The following is a 3542-nucleotide window of genomic DNA, read 5'->3' on the forward strand; positions in this document are numbered from 1 at the left end:
CCAATCGCCACTCAACGGACGGCCGAAATACATGCCTGGTCAGACCCCGTCCCGACACGACCGGGTGAAGTTGTGCGGCATCAGATTGACGTCGCGAGCCGGTCGCAGATCAGGTGGATCCTCGGTCTGAGCTCGTCACAGTTGATCGGATCCGGTCGCGTCCGATCGCCTCCAGGAACCGATCGGGCCGTCAGGAGTGGCCTCTAAGGTGAGGGCATGCAGTTCCAGCAGCTCCTCTACTTCGTCGCCGTGGCCGAGACCCGGCACTTCACCCGGGCCGCGGAACGGGTGCACGTCTCGCAGCCCTCGCTGTCGCAGCAGATCAAGGCGCTGGAGCAGGAGCTGGGTGCCGAGCTGTTCAGCCGGGCCCGGGGGAACATCGCGCTCACCGAGGCGGGCGAGGCGCTGCTGCCGCTCGCCCGCAGGATCCTCGCCGACACCGACACGGCGCGCACCGAGGTGCAGGAGCTGGTCCAGCTCAAGCGGGGCAGGGTACGGCTCGGGGCGACGCCGAGTCTCTGCACCGGTCTGCTGCCGGACGTACTGCGCGCCTTCCACGACCTGCATCCCGGCATCAAGATCATGATCGAGGAGGGCGGCTCGCACGATCTCGTACGGGAGCTGGCGCGCGGCGCGCTCGACCTGGCACTCGTGGTGCTGCCGCTGCCCTCGCCGTCACCGGCCCTGACGACGGTGGAGCTGCTCCGGGAGGATCTGGTGGTGGTCTCCTCCGCCTCGGCTCCGGCGCCGCGCCGGCCGGTGCGGATCACCGATCTGCGCGATCAGCCGCTGGTGATGTTCCGGCACGGCTACGACCTGCGGGAGCTGACGGTGTCGGCCTGCCGGGCGGAGGGGTTCGAGCCGGCGTTCACGGTGGAGGGCGGGGAGCTGGACGCGGTGCTCGGGTTCGTGCGGGCGGGGCTCGGGATGGCCGTGGTGCCCGCGATGGTCGCCTCGCGGGCGGGCCGGGACCTGCGGGTGACGGCGCTGGCCCGCCCGGGTCTGCGCCGTACGATCGCGCTGGCCCACCGCAGTGACGTGGCGCCCCCGCGGGCCGCCCGTGAGCTGCAGAAGCTGCTGCTGCACCGGAGGTGAGCCGAGCCCCGGCCCGCCGGGGGGCCGGGGGCCGGGGCTCGGCTCAGACGGCGTCCGCCAGGAGCAGGGTGTGGATGCGGTCGGGGGCGCCGGGCCGGGCGTAGTACCAGCCCTGGGCGGTGTCGCAGCCGAGCTCGCGGAGCCGGCGGGCCTGGGCGCCGGTCTCGACGCCCTCGACGGTGACCGCGAGTTCGAGGCTGTGGGCGAGGGAGACGATGCCCTCCACGATCTTCAGGTCGACGGGGTCGACCGGGTGCTGCTGCATGCCCCGGGTGAAGGACCGGTCGAGCTTGAGGACGCTCACCGGGAGGCGGCGCAGGTTGGCGAGGTTGGAGTAGCCGGTGCCGAAGTCGTCGAGCGCGATGTCGACGCCCATCTCGGCGAGCTGCCGCAGCGGCTTGAGCAGGTCCTCGTCGGCGCCGATCAGCGCCGACTCCGTGACCTCCAGGCAGAGCGCGCCGGGTTCGAGGCCGGAGCGTTCCAGGACGTCGACGGTGTCGGCGACGAGCCGGGGGTGGTGCAGCTGGGTCGGCGACAGGTTGACGTTGATGCGCAGGGGGCCGCCGTCGGCGTGCCGGGACCGCCAGAAGCGGGCCTGGCGCACCGCTTCCTGCAGCACCCACCGGCCGAGGGGCACGATGAGGCCGGTGTCCTCGGCGAGGGGGATGAAGCGGTCGGGTCCGAGCACGCCGTGCTGCGGATGGCACCACCGGACGAGTGCCTCGGCGCCGTGCACGCTGCCGTCGCCGAGGTGGACGAGGGGCTGGTACTCGATGAAGAACTCGCCGCGCTCGAGGGCGGCGGGCAGGGCCGTGGTGAGGCCGTGCCGGGTGATGGCGCGGGCGTCGGCCTCGGGGTCGGCGAGTTCGAAGCGGTTGCCGCCCGCGGACTTGGCCCGGTACATGGTGATGTCGGCGCTGCGCAGCACCTCGGCGGGGGTCCGCTCGCCCGCCGGGCCCTCGACGACGCCGACGCTGCCTCGGACGGTCAGCTCGCGGCCCTCGATCCGCAGCGGCGCGGCGAGGGCGCCGAGCATGCGGTCGGCGAGTTCGGTGACGTCCCGCCGGCCGTCGGCGCCGGTGGTGAGGGCGACGAACTCGTCCCCGCCGAGGCGGGCCACCATCTCGTGGGGGCCGGTGACGCAGCTCTGGAGCCGGTCGGCGACCTCCACGAGGAGGCGGTCGCCGGCGGAGTGGCCGAGGCTGTCGTTGATGACCTTGAAGCCGTCGAGGTCGAGGTAGCAGAGGCCGAACCGGGCGTTCTCGCCGGGGGCGAGCGCCTTCTCCAGGCGTTCGAAGAAGAGGGTCCGGTTGGGGAGCCCGGTGAGGGCGTCGTGGGTGGCCTCGTACCGCAGCCGCAGATGGAGCAGACGGCGTTCGGTGGTGTCCTCCAGGAGCGCCAGCTGGTACTGGGGGCGGCCTTCGGCGTCCCGGAGGAGCGAGACGGTGAGGTTGGTCCAGAGAACCGTTCCGTCACCGCGGTAGTACGGCTTCTCGACCCGGTAGTGCTCCCGCTCGCCGCGGACGAGCTCCTCGTAGAGCTTCCAGACGTGCGGGCCGTCCTCGGGGTGGACCCACTCGCTGACGTTCCGGCTGCGGACCTGGCCCTCCATGCCGCCGAACATGCGGGTGAGGGTCTCGTTGACCTCCAGGACGTTGCCGTCGAGGTCGGCGATCCCGATGCCGACGGCGGCCCCGTCGAAGACGGCCCGGAAGCGGGACTCGGTGGCGTGCAGGGCGAGTTCCGCGGCGCTGCGGGCGGAGAGGGCGGACTGGGCGATGGCCTCCTGCTCGGTACGGGTCCGCTCGCGCAGGGCCTGGGCGTAGCCGGTGGCCATGGCGTGCTGGAGCCGGGAGCAGCGGGCCCGCAGTTCCTCGGCCGGGAGGTCCGACTCCGCCCCGCAGTAGAGCACCAGATAGCTGTCGACGACACCGAGGCTGCGGCCGAGGGCGTCGGGGTCGGTGCAGTGGGCCTCCACCAGGGCCGCGCCGGTCCGCTGGGCCGGGGCCGTGTCGAAGGGCCGGGCGTGCAGGGCGTCGTACAGGGCGCGGGCGAGGGGCAGCAGGTGTCCCTCGAACTCGGCGCGGGTGAGCGAGGTGGCGGTCACCGGGAAGATCGCCCGGCTCCAGATGGTGGCGAACCGCCTGAGTCTGTCCTCCGGGCCGTCGGCTTCGGCGCCGGACGGCTGCGACGGCACCTTCACGCCTTGCGCCCCACGCCCGCGAAGCCGGAGAACGCGTAGGGGTCCTCCTCCTCGACCGGGCCGTCCGGCCGCCAGTGGGGCATCGGGACCAGGCCGGGTTCGAGGAGCTCGGTGCCTTCGAAGAAGCGGGTGATCTCGGGCCCGGAGCGCATGACGAGCGGGTTGCGGATGTTCCGGTAGACGCCGACGGTGCCGCTCGCCTGCTCCTCGGTGAGCGGGATGCCCTCGTAGGAGGCGTGGGTGA

Annotated in this window: 3 protein-coding genes; 1 reads left to right on the plus strand and 2 read right to left on the minus strand. The window is 72.8% G+C overall.

The genetic code is table 11. The annotated features are described in order from the left end of the window. The first annotated feature begins 216 nt into the window (after window positions 1-216). A complete protein-coding gene (locus tag RIF68_RS31030; RefSeq protein ID WP_309054598.1) occupies window positions 217-1095 on the plus strand; it encodes a LysR substrate-binding domain-containing protein in 879 nt (292 codons plus the stop codon). A 43-nt stretch (window positions 1096-1138) separates the two neighbouring features. Here RIF68_RS31030 and RIF68_RS31035 read toward each other — a convergent pair whose 3' ends face one another. Both RIF68_RS31035 and RIF68_RS31040 read right to left on the minus strand, forming a co-directional pair. Beyond that, window positions 1139-3298, minus strand: coding sequence for an EAL domain-containing protein (locus RIF68_RS31035; protein WP_309054599.1), 2160 nt, complete (start codon window positions 3296-3298; stop codon window positions 1139-1141). Beyond that, on the minus strand, window positions 3295-3542 hold a 248-nt coding region (locus tag RIF68_RS31040; protein ID WP_309054600.1), incomplete at its 5' end, for an SAM-dependent methyltransferase. The genes RIF68_RS31040 and RIF68_RS31035, both read right to left, overlap by 4 nt.

The sequence above is a fragment of the Streptomyces sp. genome (genome assembly GCF_031178505.1).
Taxonomy (GTDB): Bacteria; Actinomycetota; Actinomycetes; order Streptomycetales; family Streptomycetaceae; genus Streptomyces; species Streptomyces gulbargensis.

Bases quoted from the DNA above. Each gene is read 5' to 3' on its own strand.
- RIF68_RS31030 (WP_309054598.1), top strand. From the start codon at position 217: ATGCAGTTCCAGCAGCTCCTCTACTTCGTCGCCGTGGCCGAGACCCGG.